A 16,664-nucleotide genomic window follows, 5' to 3' on the forward strand; every position below is an offset into this window, starting at 1 on the left:
CGCCGGGCGGCCGTAGGGTGCGCCCGTGGGCGTTCGATCATCTCCGTGGGTGACGTCGCTCCTGCTCCTGTTCGCGGTCGTGGTCGTGGCGCTCGTCGTGCCGGTTCCGGTCGTCGCGCTCGGGCCGGGACCGACGTTCGACACCCTCGGCGACGCGGGCGGTCGCCCGGTCGTCACGGCGGGCGGCCTGCGCACCTACCCGACGACCGGACACCTGAACATGACGACGGTCGGGGTCACCGACGGCATCACGGCCGTCCAGGCGCTCGGGTTCTGGGCCTCCGGTGACCACCAGCTCGCCCCGCGGTTCACGCTGTACCCGCCGGAGCTCTCCGGCGACCAGGTGACGCAGGAGAACCAGCAGGAGTTCGACTCGTCGGTGGCGAACGCCGAGGCCGCCGCGCTGACCTACCTGCGGCTGCCGACGAAGGTGACGGTCGGAGCGCTGACCCCCGGATCGCCGTCCGCTGGCGTGCTCACGGCCGGGGACCAGCTGGCCGCCGTCGGAGGGCGGCCGGTGAGCTCCGTCCCGATGCTGTTGGACGCGCTGCGCACGGCCGCACCCGGCAAGCCGGTCACGCTGCGGGTGGTGCGCGGTGACGACCCTCCGCGCGACGTGACGGTCACGGCCGCGCCCTACCCGGGCGACCCGTCACGGGCGTTCCTCGGCATCACGCCCGCGACCACGCCGCTCGACGGCGACCGGATCTCGATCGCGCTCGCCGACGTGGGCGGCCCGTCCGCGGGGCTGATGTTCACGCTCGCACTGGTCGACAAGCTGACCCCGGGCCCGCTCACCGGCGGCCGGTTCGTCGCCGGCACCGGGACGATCACCGCCGACGGGGCGGTCGGCCCGATCAGCGGCATCCGCTTCAAGATGCTCAAGGCGTCCGAGGTGGGAGCGACGACGTTCCTGGTGCCGGCGGACAACTGCGCCGAGGCCGCGTCGGACGCGCCGGACGGCCTGCAGCTCGTCCGCGTCGGATCGCTCGGCGACGCGATCACGGCGCTGGACATGCTCCGCGGCGGGGGCACGCCACCCGGCTGCTCCTGAGTTCCCTCCGACCGGGAAGTTCCCGGATCACCTCTCGGCGAACACGGGCCGACCAGCGGCGGAGCGACCGGCGACCGGACGTCGCACCCGCGTACGGTGGAGGCCATGAGCGACATCCCGTTCGGCTTCGGACCGTCCGACCGCGACCGCGACGACCGCAGCCGCGAGTCGGGGTCCGAGGGCGCCGAGGGATCCGGGAGCTCGGGCAAGGACCCGTCGGAGGAGGGCCCGAAGGATCCCTTCGGCTTCGGCACGCTGCCCCCCGGCGCGAACGACCCGTCCGGTGGCCAGGGCGGCATGCCCGGGTTCCCGGGGATGCCGGGCATGCCAGGGATGCCGGGTGGAGCGGGCGGCTTCGACATGAGCCAGCTCGGCCAGATGCTCAGCCAGCTCGGCCAGATGCTCAGCCAGGCCGGCACGACGTCCGGTGACGGCGGCCCGGTCAACTACGACCTGGCCCAGCAGATGGCCGTCCAGCAGCTGTCGCAGACGACGTCGTCGCTGACCGACGCCCAGCGCACGGCCGTGCGGGACGCGTTCGGACTGGCCGAGCTGTGGCTGGACCCGGTGACCGAGTTCCCGGCCGGCGCGCACGACGTGGTGGCCTGGACGGCGTCGGACTGGGTCAAGGCGGGCATGCCGACCTGGAAGCGGCTCTGCGACCCGGTCGCCCGCCGGTTGTCCTCGGCCTGGGTGGACGGACTGCCGGAAGAGGTGCGCTCCGCGGCCGGCCCGATGCTGTCGATGGTCGGCCAGATGGGCGGCATGGCGTTCGGAAGCCAGCTCGGGCAGGGCCTGGCCCAGCTCGCGGCCGAGGTGCTGACGTCGACCGATCTGGGCATCCCGGTCGGCCCGGACCGTACGGCGGCGCTCCTGCCGGAGGCGATCGCCACGTTCACCGAGGGTCTGGACCGGCCGTCCAGCGAGGTGATGCTCTACCTGGCCGCGCGCGAGGCCGCCCACCAGCGGCTGTTCGCGCACGTCGGGTGGTTGCGGGAGCGTCTGCTCGGCACGGTCGAGGAGTACGCGCGCGGCATCACCGTCGACACGTCGCGGATCGAGGACCTGGCGCGCAACATCGACCCGTCGAACCCGGCGTCGATCCAGGACGCGATGTCCTCGGGCATGTTCGAGCCGGAGGACACGCCGGAGCAGCAGGCGGCGCTGGCCCGGCTGGAGACGCTGCTCGCCCTGATCGAGGGCTGGGTGGACACGGTCGTCGCCGAGGCCGTCGGTGAGCGCCTGCCCGGTGCGGGCGCGCTGCAGGAGACGATGCGCCGCCGTCGTGCCTCTGGCGGGCCCGCGGAGCAGGCGTTCGCGACCGTCGTCGGGCTCGAACTGCGTCCGCGACGGCTGCGCGCGGCCGCCGAGCTGTGGGAGCGACTCGGGTCCGAGCTCGGCAGCGCCGGCCGCGACGGCGTGTGGGGCCACCCGGACCTGATCCCGTCCGCGGACGACCTGGACGACCCGGAGTCGTTCGTGCGCCGCACCGCGGGCTCCGGAGACGCCGACGACCCGATCGCCGAGCTCGAGCGTCAGATGAAGGCCGACGAGCAGAAGGCCGACGAGGAGAAGAAGGACGACGACGAGTCCTGACCGGCGCGGTCAGCCCGCCGTGACGGCGTCCTCCACCGGCTCGTCGGCGTCCGCGTCCTCGTCGGCACCGCCGGTGTCCTCGCCGTCGACGCCGGTGAGGCCCAGCGCGGCCGCGGCGTTGAGCCCCTCCAGGTAGCCGATCGCCCGCTCGGTGCGCGGATAGCGGTGCACCCACGACCAGAAGCGGGCGTCGTGACCGGCCTCGAGCAGGTGCGCCAGCTCGTGGACCAGCACGTAGTCGACCACCCACCCGGGAGCGTCGCGCAGCCGCTCGCTCAGGCGGATCGTGCCGTCGACCGGCGTGCAGGACGCCCACCGTGTGCGCATCGGCGGCACCCAGCGGATCGAGACCGGACGGGCGCGCCCCTCCAGGTAGCGGGTGGAGAGCTCCCGGCCGCGGCGCAGCAGCGCCTCGTCACCGCGGCGGCCCGGTGAACGCCTGCGCGACTCGCTGCGCTCCAGGCGCCGGACCATCTCGGCCACCCAGTCGTGCTCCTCGGCCTCGCTCATCCACCCCGGGATGAACACGACGACGGTGTCCCCCTCGCGCCGGGCACTGACCATGCGACGCCTCCGGGCGCTGCGGCGGACCTCGACGACCGGAGTGGAGCCCATGCGTCCAGGGTAGGCACCCCCGCCACGCACGGCGACGCCCGAGCAGTGCACGGGTGCGAACGGCCCACCCGGAGCGGCGGCCGTGGGACGGGCGGTCCGGGCACGATCGACGGGTGTCACCGCGATCCGCCCGCGTCCTCCCGGACCGGCTCGTGCTCGCCGCCCACCATGCCGTGCACGTCCGCGGGCCGGACGCACGCCAGATCGGGCTCGACCCGGCGTCCGGAATGGTGCTGGAGGACCTCTCCCCCGCCATCGCCGCGATGCTCGACGAGCTCGGACCGGCCGCCGTCGGGTCCTCGGAGCTGCTGGAGCGGGCCGGTGCGCGGGGCGCCGAACCGGCCGACGCGGCCGCCGTCCTGTCCGGGCTGCTGGACGGCGGTCTGGTGTGCGACGCGAGCGGTGCCGGACGGGTGGAGCGGCGTCGGGCGGGGTCGGTCGTCGTCGTGCGCGGGGACGGCCCACTGGCGCTCGGCACGGCGGCCGGGCTGGCGGCGGCCGGGGTGGGCGCGGTGCACGTGAAGACGGCGGGGCGCATCGACCGGTCCGATCTCGCCGTCGCCGGGCTCGTCGCCGACGACGTGGGCCGGGACCGTTCGGCCGTCGCCTCGGCGCTGCTGCACCGGGTCTCCCCGAGCGTGCGGACCGGGTCGCCCGGGCGGAACGCGCCGGACCTCGTGGTGCTCGCCGACGCGCAGGCCCGCCACCCCGACGAGGGCGCGGCGCTGGTCGGGAGCGCCGTCGAGCACCTTGCCGTGCACCTGCGCGACGGGCGGGGTGTCGTCGGGCCGCTCGTGCTGCCCGGCCGCTCGGCGTGCCTGGGCTGCCTCGACCTCGTCCGGACCGGACTGGATCCGGGGTGGCCCGGTGTGGTGGCCGGCCTGCTCGGGCGGACCGGAACGGCCGAGCAGGCCGTCATCGGCGCGACGGTCGCGCTCGCCGTGGCACAGGCTCTGCTGGCCCTGGACGGCCCGGTGACCGGTGGTCCGCCCCCGCCGACGCTGGGAGCCACCGTCGAACTCGATCCGGCACGGGCCAGCGTGACCACCCGGCGCTGGGACCCGCACCCCGGATGTCCCTGCGGCGCGCCGCCTCCGGGCGACGCACCGTGCGGAGCCACGGCCGGTCGGGGGACAATTCCGGGGTGAGCGACATACCCCGCCGGACCGCCTCGCGTACCGCCAAGCTCGCCGGCCTGCCCCTGGGCGTCGCCGGACGTGCCGCCGCGGGCTGGGGGCGTCGCCTCACCGGCGGCGACCGCGACGAGATCTCGACGCAGCTCGCGGCGAAGAGCGCCGAGCAGCTGTTCGCCGTGCTCGGCGAGCTCAAGGGCGGCGCGATGAAGTTCGGCCAGGCGCTGTCGGTGTTCGAGGCCGCGATCCCGGACGAGTACGCGGAGCCCTACCGCGAGGCGCTGACGAAGCTGCAGACGGCGGCACCGCCGATGCCCGCCGACGACGTGCACTACATGCTGTCCGAACAGTTCGGCCGCAGCTGGCGCACGCGCTTCCGCGAGTTCGACGACACCCCGGCCGCGTCGGCCAGCATCGGACAGGTGCACCGGGCGGTGTGGCGCGACGGGCGCGAGGTCGCGGTCAAGGTGCAGTACCCGGGCGCCGAGGAGGCGCTGCGCTCGGACCTGCGCCAGCTCGGACGGATGAGCAGGCTGCTGCAGCCGCTCGCCCCCGGCCTGGAGCTCAAGCCGCTGATCACCGAGCTGCGCGAGCGGATGGAGGAGGAGCTCGACTACCGCGACGAGGCCGCCTACCAGCGCGAGTTCGCCGCCATCTACGACGGCGACCCGAACGTGAAGGTCCCGGCCGTCGTCGCGTCCGCGCCGAAGGCGATGGTCAGCGAGTGGGTCACCGGGCGGAAGCTGGCGTCCGTGATCCGGGAGGGCACGCGCGCCGAGCGCGACCACGCGGGGGCGCACCTGGCCCGCTTCCACTACTCCGCCCCCGCCCGCGCGCACCTGCTGCACTCCGACCCGCACCCCGGCAACTTCCAGATCCTCGACGACGGCCGCCTGCTCGTCCTCGACTTCGGAGCGGTCGCGCGGCTGCCGGAGGGCATGCCGTCGACGCTCGTCACGATGACGAAGTACGCCCTGCAGGGACGGCCGGCCGAGCTCATGCAGGTGATGCGCGACGCAGGGTTCGTGCTGCCCGGCACACAGCTCGATCCGGACGAGGCGATGGCCTACCTGGCGCCGTTCACCGAGCCCCTGCACACGACCGAGTTCCACTTCAGCCGCCGGTGGATCCAGCGCCAGGCCGAGCGCGTCGGAGACCTGCGCAACCCGGAGGCCGCGACCGGCCGGAACCTGAACCTGCCGCCGCAGTACCTGCTGGTGCATCGGGTGTCGATGGGCACGCTCGGCATCCTCTGCCAGCTCGACGCGACGGTGCCGCTGCGCGAGATCGTCGCCGAGTGGCAACCGGAGCTGTTCGAGTCCGACGGCCGCACCGGCTGACCGGGAGCGACCGGCCCACGGCGGCCCCGGACACGACGGTGCCCCCGTCGCGGCGTGCGCGACGGGGGCACCTCCTGCGGCGGAACGCTCAGGTCACCGCCGTGCGGGCCCGGTCGGCCCGGCGCGCGGCCCATGCCGCCAGCCGGGACCAGGAACGGCCCGCGGTCAGCCGGCGGGCCCGGCGGTACTCCGCCGCGGCCCGCTCGGCCTCGGTCTGTCGTGACCGTGCGAGGGCTTCGTGGATCAACATGCCCGGGTCTCCCTCTCCTCGGGTGCGGATCGTCATGTCGCGGTCGAGTACGGAGATCGGCTTCGGGAAGTCGGACATCGTCGTTTCTCTTCTCTCGTCGTTCGGTTCGGTCGGGAAGGTCAGGCGCCCGCGGCGAGGGCCCAGGCGCGGTCGCGCTCGAGGTCGGCCTTGCGCGGCCGGCCACGCGGCCGCTTCCGCGGGATCACCCGACCCCGCTCCAGGATCTCGCCGCCCCACACGCCCCACGGCTCGCCGCGGGACAGGGCTCCGTCCAGGCACTCGGCCCGGATCGGACACTGGACGCAGAGGGACTTCGCCTCCTCCAGCGCGGACGGCGACTCGGCGAACCACAGGTCCGCGTCGACGTCGCCCCGCAGGCACGGCAGGTCCTGCCCCGCCGTCGGCGTGGCGGTGAGCAGGCCGGCGAGCGCACCCGCCACCGTCCCGCCACCGCCCTCCGACGTGACCACTCCGCCCTCGCACGGAGTCGATCGCACTAGCACTGAACTCGACCTCCTGAATCAGAACTGCATTTCGGTTGTCGGACAAAAAAATCGGGGCCGCGGATCCCTGGTGTGGGTTCCGCGGCCCCGATGAGCTTCGGCCGTCGACGTCGGGCGTCTAGGTGACACCTCGGCATCCAGGAACAGACACACCTGTGGACTTGTGCTTCTGCCAATCGGCGACACGCGCGACCACGCCGTCGGCCATCGGGTACGCCGGCCGCAGACGCGGCAGGAACCCGGGGCACGCGGACACGACGAGCTGCCCGCGACGCGTGCCGAACTCGATCGAGATCAGGTTCGTGGTCATCGGGGCACCTCCTCCATGGATCGCGGACCGGCTACCGCCGTCCGATGAGTCGACTGTAGAAGCCGCCTCCCGGCCGCACAACGGATTAAATCGCTTGATACTCAGAAAATCGCGTGAGTGTTGCATGCGGAACGATCACTCGTCGCTCAGCCGTCCTCCGAGACCAGGGCGAGCACCGCGTCGCCGTAGCGGTCCAGCTTCGCCGCGCCGATCCCCGGGATGCCGACCAGCGACGCCGGGTCCGACGGGCGCTGCTCGGCGATCGCGGTCAGCGTCGCGTCGGTGAGCACGACGTAGGCCGGGACGTCCTGCTGCTTCGCCGTGTCGGCCCGCCAGCGCTTCAGGCGGTCGAGCAGCTCCAGATCCACATCGGACGGACAGTCCGAGCAGCGGAGCAACTTCGTGGCGGCGCTGCCGAACAGCGGCGTCCCGCAGACCCGGCAGCGCGGCCGGGGCGCGCCGGGCCTGCGCTCGCCCGCGACGCGCGACGCCGGGTGCGAGTCCGGGACCAGACCGTGCAGGAACCGGCTGCGACGGCGGGGGCGGCCGCGGCCGGGTGCGCGGGTCAGCGACCAGGACATCGTCAGCACCCGCCGCGCGCGCGTGATCCCGACGTAGAGCAGCCTGCGCTCCTCCTCGATCGCGACCTCGTCGTTGTCCGCGTGCTGGATCGGCAGCGTGCCGTCGGCGAGCCCGACGAGGAACACGACGTCCCACTCCAGGCCCTTGGCCGCGTGCAGCGAGGCGAGCGTGACGCCCTGCACGACCGGCGGGTGCGAGCCGTCCGCGCGGGTGTCCAGTTCCTGGACCAGCCGTGCCAGGTCGGCGGCCGGTTCGACGGCGGCGAGCTCCTCGGCGACGCCGACGAGCGCCAGCAGCGACTCCCACGCGGCGCGCGCCGCGGCACCGGCGGGCGGTTCGTCGGTCAGGCCCGCGCGGGCGGCGAGCACCGCGCGGGTGATCGCGACGAGGTCGGTCTCCGGGCCGTCCTCCCCGGCCCGCTGCTCCGGCGCCGCGGACCGCAACGCGATCATCGCCCTGCGGATCTCCGGACGGTCGAAGAAACGCTCGCCGCCGCGCACCTGGTACGGGATGCCGGCCTCGGTCAGCGCCTGCTCGTAGGCCTCGGACTGGGCGTTGATCCGGAACAGCACCGCGATCTCCGACGGCGGCGTGCCCTCGGCAACCAGCCGCGTGATCCGGCCGGCGACGGCGTGCGCCTCCGCGGGCTCGTCGTCGTGCTCGGCGAAGTCCGGGTCCGGGCCCGGCGGCAGCTGCCCGACGAGCTGCAGCCGCGAGCCGGCCGGACGGTTGCGGGCCGCCGATATCAGCTGGTTCGCGCTGGACACGATCTGCGGCGTGGACCGGTAGTCCCTCTGGAGCCGCACGACCGTCGCGTCCGGGAATCGGCGCGGGAACTCCAGCAGGTAGCGGGGCGACGCACCGGCGAACGTGTAGATCGTCTGGTTCGCGTCCCCGACGACGGTGAGGTCGTCCCGCTCGCCGAGCCACGCGTCGAGCAGGCGTTGCTGCAGCGGCGTGACGTCCTGGTACTCGTCGACGACGAAGCAGCGGTAGCGGGAGCGGAACTCGTCGGCGACCCCGGCGTGCTCCTCCAGCGCGACGGCGGTGTGCAGCAGCAGGTCGTCGAAGTCGAGCAGCTCGGCGGCGTTCTTGAGCTCCTCGTAGCCCGCGTAGACGGCGGCGACCTGGTCGGCCGAGCCCGGGGTGTCCCGGCGGCGCCGCGCCGCCTCGGCCGCGTACTGCGACGGCGCGACGAGGCTGGACTTCGCCCACTCGATCTCCGAGGCGAGGTCACGCAGGGCGTCCGCGTCGGTGCCGGCCCGCGCCCGTGCCGCGGCCTGCCCGACCAGGCGCAGCTTGCCGTCGAGCAGCTGCCACGGCTGCCCGCCGACGACGCGCGGCCAGAAGTAGCGCAGCTGGCGCAGCGCGGCCGCGTGGAACGTGCGGGCCTGGACGCCGTGCGCGTCCAGCGCGCGCAGGCGGGTCCGCAGCTCGCCAGCAGCCCGGGCCGTGAACGTCACCGCCAGCACCTGGCCGGGCGCGACGTGGCCCTGGCCGACCAGGTGCGCGATCCGGCGGGTGATCGTACGGGTCTTGCCGGTCCCGGCACCGGCCAGCACGCACACCGGGCCGCGCGGCGCCGTCACGGCCTCCTGCTGCTCCGGGTCCAGCCCACCCGGTCCGGCTCCGCCCGGTCCTGCTCCGCCCGCGGGCTCGGGACGGGCGGCGGCTGCGGTGCGGGGGGCGGAGGGCGGCACGAACCCATCCTGACACCCGCCACCGACGATTCCGCGTCACCTCCACCGCGCCCGTCGCACCCGTGAACACCTCCGGTCGACGCTGTGAGTTCCGGCACCGCGGGAAGATGCGGGGACTCGGCGGGGTTCCATCGGTCATGGCCGATCTGACGATGTACACGACCAGCTGGTGCGGCTTCTGCCGCCGGCTGAAGATGCAGCTCGACGACGCCGGCATCGCGTACCGGGAGATCGACATCGAGCGTGAGCCGGACGCCGCGTCGTTCGTCGAGAAGGCCAACGGCGGCAACCGGACGGTGCCGCTCGTCCTGTACGCCGACGAGACGACGGCGACGAACCCCAGCTTCTCCGAGGTCAAGGCGAAGCTCGCTGCATGAGTGCGGAGCCCTCCGCCGCGACGACACGGACCCCGGCCGGGATCGGCCGGGGTCTCGTGCTGTTGCTGGCGATCACGTGCGGTGCGGCCGTCGCGAACATCTACTACGCGCAGCCGCTGCTCCCGATCATCGGCCAGGCCCTGCGGGTCTCCGAGGGCACGGCCGGTCTGCTCGTCACGGCGTCCCAGGTCGGGTACGCGCTGGCGCTCGCGCTGCTGGTCCCGCTCGGTGACGTCCTGGAGCGACGACGGCTGGTCTCCGCGCTGCTGGGCGTCACCGCCCTGACGCTGCTGGGCGCCGCGTTCGCGCCCGGGTTCGCCGCGCTGCTCGCGGCCGTCGCGCTGGTCGGTGTGACGTCGGCGGTCGCGCAGATCGTGGTGCCGATGTCCGCGTCGCTGGCCGACGACGAGTCCCGCGGCCGGGTCGTCGGGACCGTGATGAGCGGGTTGCTGATCGGCATCCTCGGCGCGCGAACGCTGGCCGGCTTCGTCGCGGAGCTCGGCGGCTGGCGCGCGGTGTTCGGCCTCGGTGCCGCGCTGATGCTGGTACTGGCCGTCGTCGTGCGGCTGGTGCTGCCGCTCGTGCCGGCGCCCGCACCGGACACGTCGTACCCGCGCCTGCTCGGCACGGTGCTCGCGCTCATCCGCGACGACCCGGTGCTGCGCGTGCGGATGGCGCTGGCCGCCGTCGGGTTCGCCTGCTTCTCCGTGCTGTGGACGGCCGTGTCGTTCCTGCTGGCCGCGCCGCCGTACGTCTACGGCCCGGCGACGATCGGCCTGTTCGGCCTGGCCGGTCTCGCGGGCGCGCTCGCGGCCCCGCTGGCCGGACGGCTCGCCGACCGCGGTCACGCGCTCCGGACGGTGACGGTCGGTCTGGTCACGCTGGCCGTCAGCTGGGCCTTCCTCGGACTGGGCGGCGTCTCGCTCGCCGCCCTGCTGGCCGGAATCGTGCTGCTGGACCTGGCCCAGCAGTCGTTGCAGATCTCGCACCAGAGCGCGATCTACGCCCGGCACCCGCAGGCCCGCAGCCGGGTGACGACGGCATTCGTCACGTCCGCGTTCGCCGGCGGCGCCGTCGGGTCGGCCGCGGCGTCGACGCTGTACGTCGTGGCCGGCTGGGTCGGCGTGTGCGTGCTGGGCGGCGTGATCGCCCTGATCGGCACGGGGATCTGGGTACTGGCCCACGTCCGCGGGATCGCCTCCCCGGACGCCCCGCTCCGCACCGCCTGACGCCCCTGGCCCCGCCCAGCAGGGCCCTGAACTGCCCCTTTGCTCTGCTCACACGGGCGCACCACCGCCTGGACCAGCCTCGACACGATCAGCTCAATCGGGCGTTGCGTGGAGGTGAGCAGAGCAAAGCGTGCTCCGGAGGGGCTGTCGGTCCGGCGTCCGGGGACCGGGGACCGGCATCCGGGGACCGGCATCCGGGATCCGGCGTCCGGCGACCGGCGTCCGGCGACCGGCGTCCGGCGTCCATGATCAGCGGACCGGTCCGGTTCGGGGCGAGATGATGCCCGGATCCGGACCGGATCGGCGATCATCCGACGCGGCCGCCCGTCGCGCCGCGCATGATCGCCGGAACTGGTCGTACCGCGACAGGGATGGCGCGCTCTGACCAGTTCCGCCGATCATGAAATCGGCGGCGGACCGTGAGCCGCCCATGATCGTCGGAAATGGTCACGGGGGCGACACGGATGGGGCGATCCGACCGATTGCGCCGATCATGGGGCGGAGGCGGGCCGTCCGCGGCGCGCCGGGTACCGGGTCCTCGTCCTGCCGGCTCGCTCCGCGGCGCGAACGGCCCGGTGTCGCCTGCGGGCGCACCGGATATCCCGCGGGGGCTCAGCCGCCCTGGGCCGCCCAGGACTCGAGCATCGTGCGGGCGATCGACACCTTGCCGGGCAGCATCACGACCGGCTGGCCCTCAGCGGGCTCGCCGCCCCACTCACCGCGGGCCAGTGCCGCGCGCAGTTCCGCGCGGGTGATCCACAGCGCGTCGGCGATCTCGCCGTCGGCCGGGGCGAGCGGGACGTCGGGGTCGCCGATCGCGTGGAAGCCCAGCATCAGCGACCGCGGAAACGGCCAGGCCTGGCTGCCCAGGTAGCGGACGTCGGAGATCGCGATGCCGACCTCCTCGCCGATCTCCCGGTGCACGCACGCCTCGAGCGACTCGCCGGCCTCGACGAACCCGGCCAGCACCGAGTACCGCCCGACCGGCCACACCGGCTGGCGGGCCAGCAGGACCTTGTCCGCGCCGTCGTGGACCAGGCAGATGATCGCCGGGTCGGTGCGCGGGTACTCCTCGTGCCCCTGCTCGCAACGGCGGGCCCACCCGGCGTTGTGCGGGGTCATCGGGGTGCCGTCCTGAGCGCAGAACGCGGCACGGTCGTGCCAGTTCAGCGACGCGACCGCGCCGGTGAGCAGCGCGGAGCCCAGCGCGTCGAGCCAGGCACCCGCGGCGCGCAGGTCGGCCCACTCCGACGGGTCGTCGCCGGCGACCAGGTCCGGCTCGCCGTGGACCGCCCAGTAGGCGACGCCGTCGGCCTCGCCGAGCAGCACCGCGTCCGACGGCGGGCGGTCGCCCAGCGTCGCCGCCGACCGGGTGCGCAGGCGGCCACCGCTGCCGGCGGCGGAGTCCCACGCCGCGGCGTCGCCCTCCCGGAACGACTGCTGCGGCTGCTCCTCCCAGGTCACCGGCGTGCGTCCGGTCTTGTCGACGACGACGAGCCGCGCCTGCGGCCACGTCCGCAGCTGGTAGTCGGGGTCGAGGCGCAGCTGCTCGTCGCGGTCGACGACGCCGCGGGACAGCACCGGCGGCTCGATCAGGCCGAAGTCCCCCGGCGAAGCACTCACGAGACACCGCCGAGCGCCCGCAGCCGCGGTCCGACCACGTCCGCGTCCCCGACCACCACCCCGGTGAACCGGGCCGGCGCGAACAGCTCCGCCGCGGCCGCGGCGACCTCGTCGACGGTCACCTCCTCGAGCCGCTCCGGCCGTTCCCGCAGCCAGTCGACCCCGAGCCCGACGGCGTCGAGCGCGGACAGCGTCGAGGCCAGCGCGGACTGGCTGTCCAGCGAGATCAGCAGCGAGCCGATCGCGTAGCGGCGGGCCGACTCGACCTCCTGCTCGGTCGGCGGCACGGCCACCATCCGGCCGAGCTCGTAGCGCGTCTCCAGCAGAGCGGCCGCCGTCACGTCGCTCGCGACGTCGGTGTCCACGCTCAGCACGGCGCCGCCGGGAACGAACTCCTGCCCGGAGTGCGCGCCGTAGGTGTACCCCTTGTCCTCGCGGACGTTCTCCATCCACCGCGAGGAGAAGTAGCCCCCGAACACCAGGTTCGCGATCTGGAACGCGGTGTAGCGCGGGTCCTCACGGGACAGGCCCTGCGCGGTCAGCCGGAGCTGCGACTGCACCGACCCCGGCCGGTGCACCAGCTCCAGATCCCCGGGTTCGACGGCCGGTGGTGCGGAGAGCTCGCGCGCCGCGTGTCCCCCGGTCCATCCGCCGAGGTGCCCGGCGACCGTCTCGATCGCCGCGTCCGGGTCGAGGTCGCCGACGATCGTCAGCCGGGCCCCGCCGGGGACGACGGCGTCGGCGTGCAGGGCCCGGACGCGGTCCGGCCCGATCTGCGCGACGGCCTCGGCGGTCGGCATCTCCGAGGCGATCGGGTGATCACCGAAACGCTTGCGCTGCAGCGCCTCCCGCGCGACGGTCCGGGGTTGGGACCGGGCCACGGCGATCCGTTCGCCGAGCCGGTCGCGCTCGCGCAGCACCTCGGCGTCCGGGTACGTCGCGGCGGTCAGCAGGTCGGCGAGCACGGCCAGCGTCCGGGGCAGGCCGTCGGACAGCGACGACGCGCCCACCTGCAGCCACTCCGGGTCGACGCCCACGCCGAGCTCGGCGCCGACGGCGGCCAACTCGTCGTCGATCCCGACGCGGTCGCGGCTCGCCGTCCCGGCCGGCATCGTCTCGGCCAGCAGCTCCATCCCGGCCGTGTACGCCGGATCGCCGGTGGCCCCCGGCGCCGCGGCGGGGATCCGCAGGGCGACCTCGGCCATCGGGGCGCCCGCGCGGCGGGCCGCGAGGATGCGCAGCCCGTTGTCCAGCGTCGTCGCGCGGACGTCCGGCAGCGGCACGTCCCGGGTACGGCCGAGCTCGGGCAGCGACCGCGGACCGGCCGGCGTACGCCCGATCTCCTCGGCGCTGCGGTGGCCCGCGCGAGCCGGCGAGGTGGCCGTCACTGCATCTCCTCGGTGTCGTCGAAGCCGAAACCGTCCGCGGCCGGTTCCACCAGCAGCACCGCGCGCCCGGCGCTCCGCAGCCGTGCCGCGGCGGCCGCGACGTCGTCGGTGCGCAGGGCCGCGAGCCTGCCGGTCAGCTCCCTGGCGATCTCCGCACGGCCGTAGAGCAGCTCCCGGCTGGCCAGGCCCAGCATCCGGTACATCGCCCTGTCGTCCTCGCGGTGCAGGGCAGCGGCCCAGCGGGCGGACTGGCCGGCCAGCTCGTCGGCGCCGGGGCCCTGCGACGCGAGCCGGTCCAGCTCCTCGTCGACGACGCCCAGCACCCGGTCCGGCTCGACGGACGCCGGGTGCACCGCGGTGATCGTGAACGTGTCCGGGTCGCGCGCGTCGAGCGGTCCGCCCATCAGCCCGTTGGACGCCGTGACGTCGGTGACCAACCCCTCGCCCTGGACGAGACGTCGCTGCAGGCGGGCGGACTCGCCGTCGGTGAGGACCGAGGCGAGCATCGCGTGCGCGAGGTAAGCGTCCAGCTCGGTCGCCGGGTCCGGCACCCGGTAGCCGACGGCCGTCGCGGGCAGCGGCGCGTGCGCGTCGGTCACCGCCTGCCGCCGCTCGTCGCCGGGCACCGGCTCGGCGAACGACGGGCGCTCCGGCGTCGGCCGCTCCGGGATGTCCCCGAAGTGCTTCTCGACGAGCGCGAGCACGCCGTCCACCCCGCCGCCGGAGTCCAGGTCGCCGTACACGGTGACCTGCGCGTTGCCCGGCGCGTAGAACGTGTCGAAGAACGCCGCCGCGTCGTCCAGGCTCGCCTGCTCCAGCTCGGAGAAGTCGCCGTAACCGTTGTGCGCGTTGGGGAACGTGTCGTACAGGACGGGCGGCAGCAGGATCCACGGGAGCCCGCCGTACGGCCGGTTGTGCACGTTGAGGCGGATCTCCTCCTTCACCACGTCGACCTGGTTGCGCAGGTTCTCCTCGGTGAGCCGTGGCGCGCGCAGCCGGTCCGCCTCCAGGAACAGCGCCCGCTCCAGCGCCGCGCCGGGCAGCACCTCGAAGTAGTCCGTGTAGTCCTGGTGGGTGCTGCCGTTGAAGATCCCGCCGGAGGCCTGGACGTGCCGGAAGTGGGCCAGCTTCTCCAGGCTCTCGCTGCCCTGGAACATCAGGTGCTCGAACAGGTGCGCGAACCCGGTCCGGCCATGGGGCTCGGACCGGAAACCGACGTCGACGTGCACCGCGACCCCGACCACCGGTGTCGACGGGTCCGGCACGACGAGGACCCGCAGTCCGTTGGGGAGCGTGGCCCGGTGCAGCTGGGCGGCGCGTTCGAGATCGGTCACCGACACGGGAGCGACACTATCCCCCGGCCCCGACGATCTGCGCGATCAGGAGGCGCTCACCCGGGCGGCAGCACGACGAACTGGCGCAGGCCGAGATCGTGGTACGTGACCGGTCCGCGCGGGCCCGGCGTGTGGTCCACGTTGATCCCGGTCTCCGGCAGCCCGAGCAGCTTGAACCCGTCGAGCAGGCGCGAGGTCGTGTTCCAGAACGCGCCGGTCCCGGTGTAGTGGTCGAGGAACGTGGTGGCGGCGCCCTCGTCGGTGGTGCACACGGTCGCCGCCAACCCGGACGTCTCCCGGGACGCGACGAGCGCGGCGTCGGCGGGCCCGTCCACCGGTGCGACGGTCACGTGCGCCTCGGAGCCGGAGTCGAGCGCCCACTCGTGGCCGAGCGGGTGGGCGTGCGGCGGCTCGGACAGCGTGATGCCGCGCTCGTCGAGCGCCGCACGGGCAACCGGGAGCAGGCGGTCCCACGCCGGGCGGTCGACGAGCAGCAGGTTCAGCCGGTTGCAGACGCCGAGCCGGTCGGTCGAGTCGGTGACCAGGCGTGCCACCGCGTCCGGGTCGGCCGCGGAGTCCAGGTAGAGGACGCCGCCGCCGTCGGCGTGCGCCAGGATCCGCGTCCCGGCCGTCGCACCCAGCACGGACAGCCGCCGGGTCACCTCGCCGCTGCCACGCACGACGACGAGCGGGACCAGGTCCGGCAGCCCGACGAGCGCCTCGGCGCCCGCGTGGCCCGGGGTCGGGACGAGCGACACGGCGTCCGCCGGGATGCCCGCCGACTCGCACGCCGGGCCGAGCACCTGCTCCACCAGCGCCGTCGCGCTGCCGAGGGCCGCCGACCCGGTCCGCAGCACGGCCGCGCTGCGCGCCTTGAGCACCTGCGACGCGACGTCCACGGTCACGTTCGGCCGGGCCTCGAACACGGCCCCGATCACGCCGACCGGGATCCGCCGCTCGATCACGCGCTCACCGGTCTCCAACGTGCGCACCGGCCACTCCGACGGCGGCTCCGGCGTCCCGGCCAGCACCTCCAGCTGACCGGCGATGCCGGCGAGGCGTTCCTCGTCGAGGCGCAGGCGGTCCAGCAGGCCCGCGGCCATCCCGCCGCGCTCGGCGGCCGCGACGTCCTCGGCGTTCACGTCGAGCAGGTCGCGTGCCCGCTCGCGGATCAGGGCGGCCGCGGTGCGCAGCGCCTCGTCCACGGCAGCTCCACCGGCCGCGCGCACGACCGGTGCGGCCGCCCGGGCCCGTTCCGCCGCGGCACGGACGGCCTCGACGTCCGACGGCTCGGTGACGGCGGGGGCAGCGGTGCCGGTCGAGGTGCTCACAGCGTACGAGCCTACCGACCCGGATTTCCGGGACGAAGCACTGCACGTTCGTGAGCGGATCTGTCACACTTCGCGTCGATCCGCACCGACCAGCAGGGGGAAGACCATGGACGACAAGCTGCGCAGCGCACTGATCGCCGGGCTCATTGCGGCGGTGATCTGGACCGTGATCTCGCTGCTGACCGGAGCGGCGGTCGGCCCCACGCTCGTGTGGGCGGTGGTCTTCTTCGTCGGCACAGCCGTCGTCAGCTGGCTGGTCTACACCGCGATCGCACGCTCCAGGGCGCCGCGCGCCTGAA

At 74.4% G+C, this 16,664-nt stretch carries 16 protein-coding genes; 7 read left to right on the plus strand and 9 right to left on the minus strand.

Going from position 1 to position 16,664, the window contains the following annotated elements; translation table 11 throughout:
• Positions 1–49: 49 nt before the first annotated feature.
• Both EV378_RS11255 and EV378_RS11260 read left to right on the plus strand, forming a co-directional pair.
• The gene (locus tag EV378_RS11255) at positions 50–1,054 is read left to right on the plus strand and encodes a YlbL family protein (protein ID WP_132423654.1); all 1,005 of its coding nucleotides are present in this window, start codon (positions 50–52) and stop codon (positions 1,052–1,054) included.
• Between the two features lie 105 nt (positions 1,055–1,159).
• Entirely contained in the window at positions 1,160–2,650 is a 1,491-nt protein-coding gene (locus tag EV378_RS11260; protein WP_132423657.1) for a zinc-dependent metalloprotease, read from the plus strand.
• A 9-nt stretch (positions 2,651–2,659) separates the two neighbouring features.
• Here EV378_RS11260 and EV378_RS11265 read toward each other — a convergent pair whose 3' ends face one another.
• Positions 2,660–3,265: a M48 metallopeptidase family protein gene (locus EV378_RS11265; protein WP_243653387.1), complete on the minus strand. Its 606-nt coding sequence runs from the start codon at positions 3,263–3,265 to the stop codon at positions 2,660–2,662.
• A 113-nt stretch (positions 3,266–3,378) separates the two neighbouring features.
• Here EV378_RS11265 and EV378_RS11270 point away from each other — a divergent pair, with 113 nt between their 5' ends.
• Both EV378_RS11270 and EV378_RS11275 read left to right on the plus strand, forming a co-directional pair.
• Positions 3,379–4,413 (plus strand): TOMM precursor leader peptide-binding protein, encoded by a 1,035-nt coding sequence (locus tag EV378_RS11270; RefSeq protein WP_132423660.1) that lies wholly within the window; start codon positions 3,379–3,381, stop codon positions 4,411–4,413.
• Positions 4,410–5,738, plus strand: a complete 1,329-nt coding sequence (locus EV378_RS11275; protein WP_132423663.1) for an ABC1 kinase family protein — start codon at positions 4,410–4,412, stop codon at positions 5,736–5,738. The genes EV378_RS11270 and EV378_RS11275 overlap by 4 nt, the downstream gene beginning before the upstream one ends.
• 88 nt (positions 5,739–5,826) lie before the next feature.
• Here the strand turns inward: EV378_RS11275 and EV378_RS11280 are convergent, their stop codons facing one another.
• The 4 genes from EV378_RS11280 to EV378_RS11295 form a co-directional block, all read right to left on the minus strand.
• Positions 5,827–6,066, minus strand: a complete 240-nt coding sequence (locus EV378_RS11280) for a hypothetical protein (protein ID WP_132423666.1) — start codon at positions 6,064–6,066, stop codon at positions 5,827–5,829.
• A gap of 41 nt (positions 6,067–6,107) precedes the next feature.
• Entirely contained in the window at positions 6,108–6,458 is a 351-nt protein-coding gene (locus EV378_RS11285) for a WhiB family transcriptional regulator (protein WP_132423669.1), read from the minus strand.
• 151 nt (positions 6,459–6,609) lie between these two features.
• Positions 6,610–6,801: a hypothetical protein gene (locus EV378_RS11290; protein ID WP_132423672.1), complete on the minus strand. Its 192-nt coding sequence runs from the start codon at positions 6,799–6,801 to the stop codon at positions 6,610–6,612.
• 146 nt (positions 6,802–6,947) lie between these two features.
• Positions 6,948–8,996, minus strand: coding sequence for an ATP-dependent DNA helicase UvrD2 (locus EV378_RS11295; RefSeq protein WP_132427737.1), 2,049 nt, complete (start codon positions 8,994–8,996; stop codon positions 6,948–6,950).
• Positions 8,997–9,220: 224 nt separating this feature from the next.
• On the opposite strand from EV378_RS11295, the gene EV378_RS11300 reads away from it, so the two are divergent.
• Entirely contained in the window at positions 9,221–9,460 is a 240-nt protein-coding gene (locus tag EV378_RS11300) for a mycoredoxin (RefSeq protein ID WP_132423675.1), read from the plus strand.
• On the plus strand, positions 9,457–10,689 hold the full coding sequence (locus EV378_RS11305; protein WP_132423678.1) for an MFS transporter: 1,233 nt from the start codon (positions 9,457–9,459) through the stop codon (positions 10,687–10,689). The genes EV378_RS11300 and EV378_RS11305 overlap by 4 nt, the downstream gene beginning before the upstream one ends.
• Positions 10,690–11,301: 612 nt before the next feature.
• Here EV378_RS11305 and nudC read toward each other — a convergent pair.
• From nudC to EV378_RS11330, 4 genes are read right to left on the minus strand one after another with little or no spacing between them, the layout of a single operon-like run.
• Positions 11,302–12,312 (minus strand): NAD(+) diphosphatase, encoded by a 1,011-nt coding sequence (nudC, locus tag EV378_RS11315; protein ID WP_132423681.1) that lies wholly within the window; start codon positions 12,310–12,312, stop codon positions 11,302–11,304.
• Positions 12,309–13,700, minus strand: coding sequence for a M16 family metallopeptidase (locus EV378_RS11320; protein ID WP_132423684.1), 1,392 nt, complete (start codon positions 13,698–13,700; stop codon positions 12,309–12,311). The genes nudC and EV378_RS11320 overlap by 4 nt, the downstream gene beginning before the upstream one ends.
• Complete coding sequence (locus EV378_RS11325; protein WP_243653388.1) at positions 13,697–15,040, minus strand: M16 family metallopeptidase; 1,344 nt, start codon at positions 15,038–15,040, stop codon at positions 13,697–13,699. The genes EV378_RS11320 and EV378_RS11325 overlap by 4 nt, the downstream gene beginning before the upstream one ends.
• A 50-nt stretch (positions 15,041–15,090) precedes the next feature.
• On the minus strand, positions 15,091–16,365 hold the full coding sequence (locus EV378_RS11330) for an aldehyde dehydrogenase family protein (RefSeq protein ID WP_132423687.1): 1,275 nt from the start codon (positions 16,363–16,365) through the stop codon (positions 15,091–15,093).
• 106 nt (positions 16,366–16,471) lie between these two features.
• Between EV378_RS11330 and EV378_RS11335 the strand changes: the two genes are divergently transcribed.
• Positions 16,472–16,663, plus strand: a complete 192-nt coding sequence (locus tag EV378_RS11335; RefSeq protein WP_132423690.1) for a hypothetical protein — start codon at positions 16,472–16,474, stop codon at positions 16,661–16,663.
• Position 16,664: the final 1 nt, after the last annotated feature.

The sequence above is a fragment of the Pseudonocardia endophytica genome (assembly GCF_004339565.1).
Classification (GTDB): domain Bacteria; phylum Actinomycetota; class Actinomycetes; order Mycobacteriales; family Pseudonocardiaceae; genus Pseudonocardia; species Pseudonocardia endophytica.

Bases quoted from the DNA above. Each gene is read 5' to 3' on its own strand.
- EV378_RS11260 (WP_132423657.1), top strand. From the start codon at position 1,160: ATGAGCGACATCCCGTTCGGCTTCGGACCGTCCGACCGCGACCGCGAC.
- EV378_RS11265 (WP_243653387.1), bottom strand. From the start codon at position 3,265: ATGGGCTCCACTCCGGTCGTCGAGGTCCGCCGCAGCGCCCGGAGGCGT.
- EV378_RS11280 (WP_132423666.1), bottom strand. From the start codon at position 6,066: ATGTCCGACTTCCCGAAGCCGATCTCCGTACTCGACCGCGACATGACG.
- EV378_RS11290 (WP_132423672.1), bottom strand. From the start codon at position 6,801: ATGACCACGAACCTGATCTCGATCGAGTTCGGCACGCGTCGCGGGCAG.
- EV378_RS11300 (WP_132423675.1), top strand. From the start codon at position 9,221: ATGGCCGATCTGACGATGTACACGACCAGCTGGTGCGGCTTCTGCCGC.
- EV378_RS11305 (WP_132423678.1), top strand. From the start codon at position 9,457: ATGAGTGCGGAGCCCTCCGCCGCGACGACACGGACCCCGGCCGGGATC.
- EV378_RS11335 (WP_132423690.1), top strand. From the start codon at position 16,472: ATGGACGACAAGCTGCGCAGCGCACTGATCGCCGGGCTCATTGCGGCG.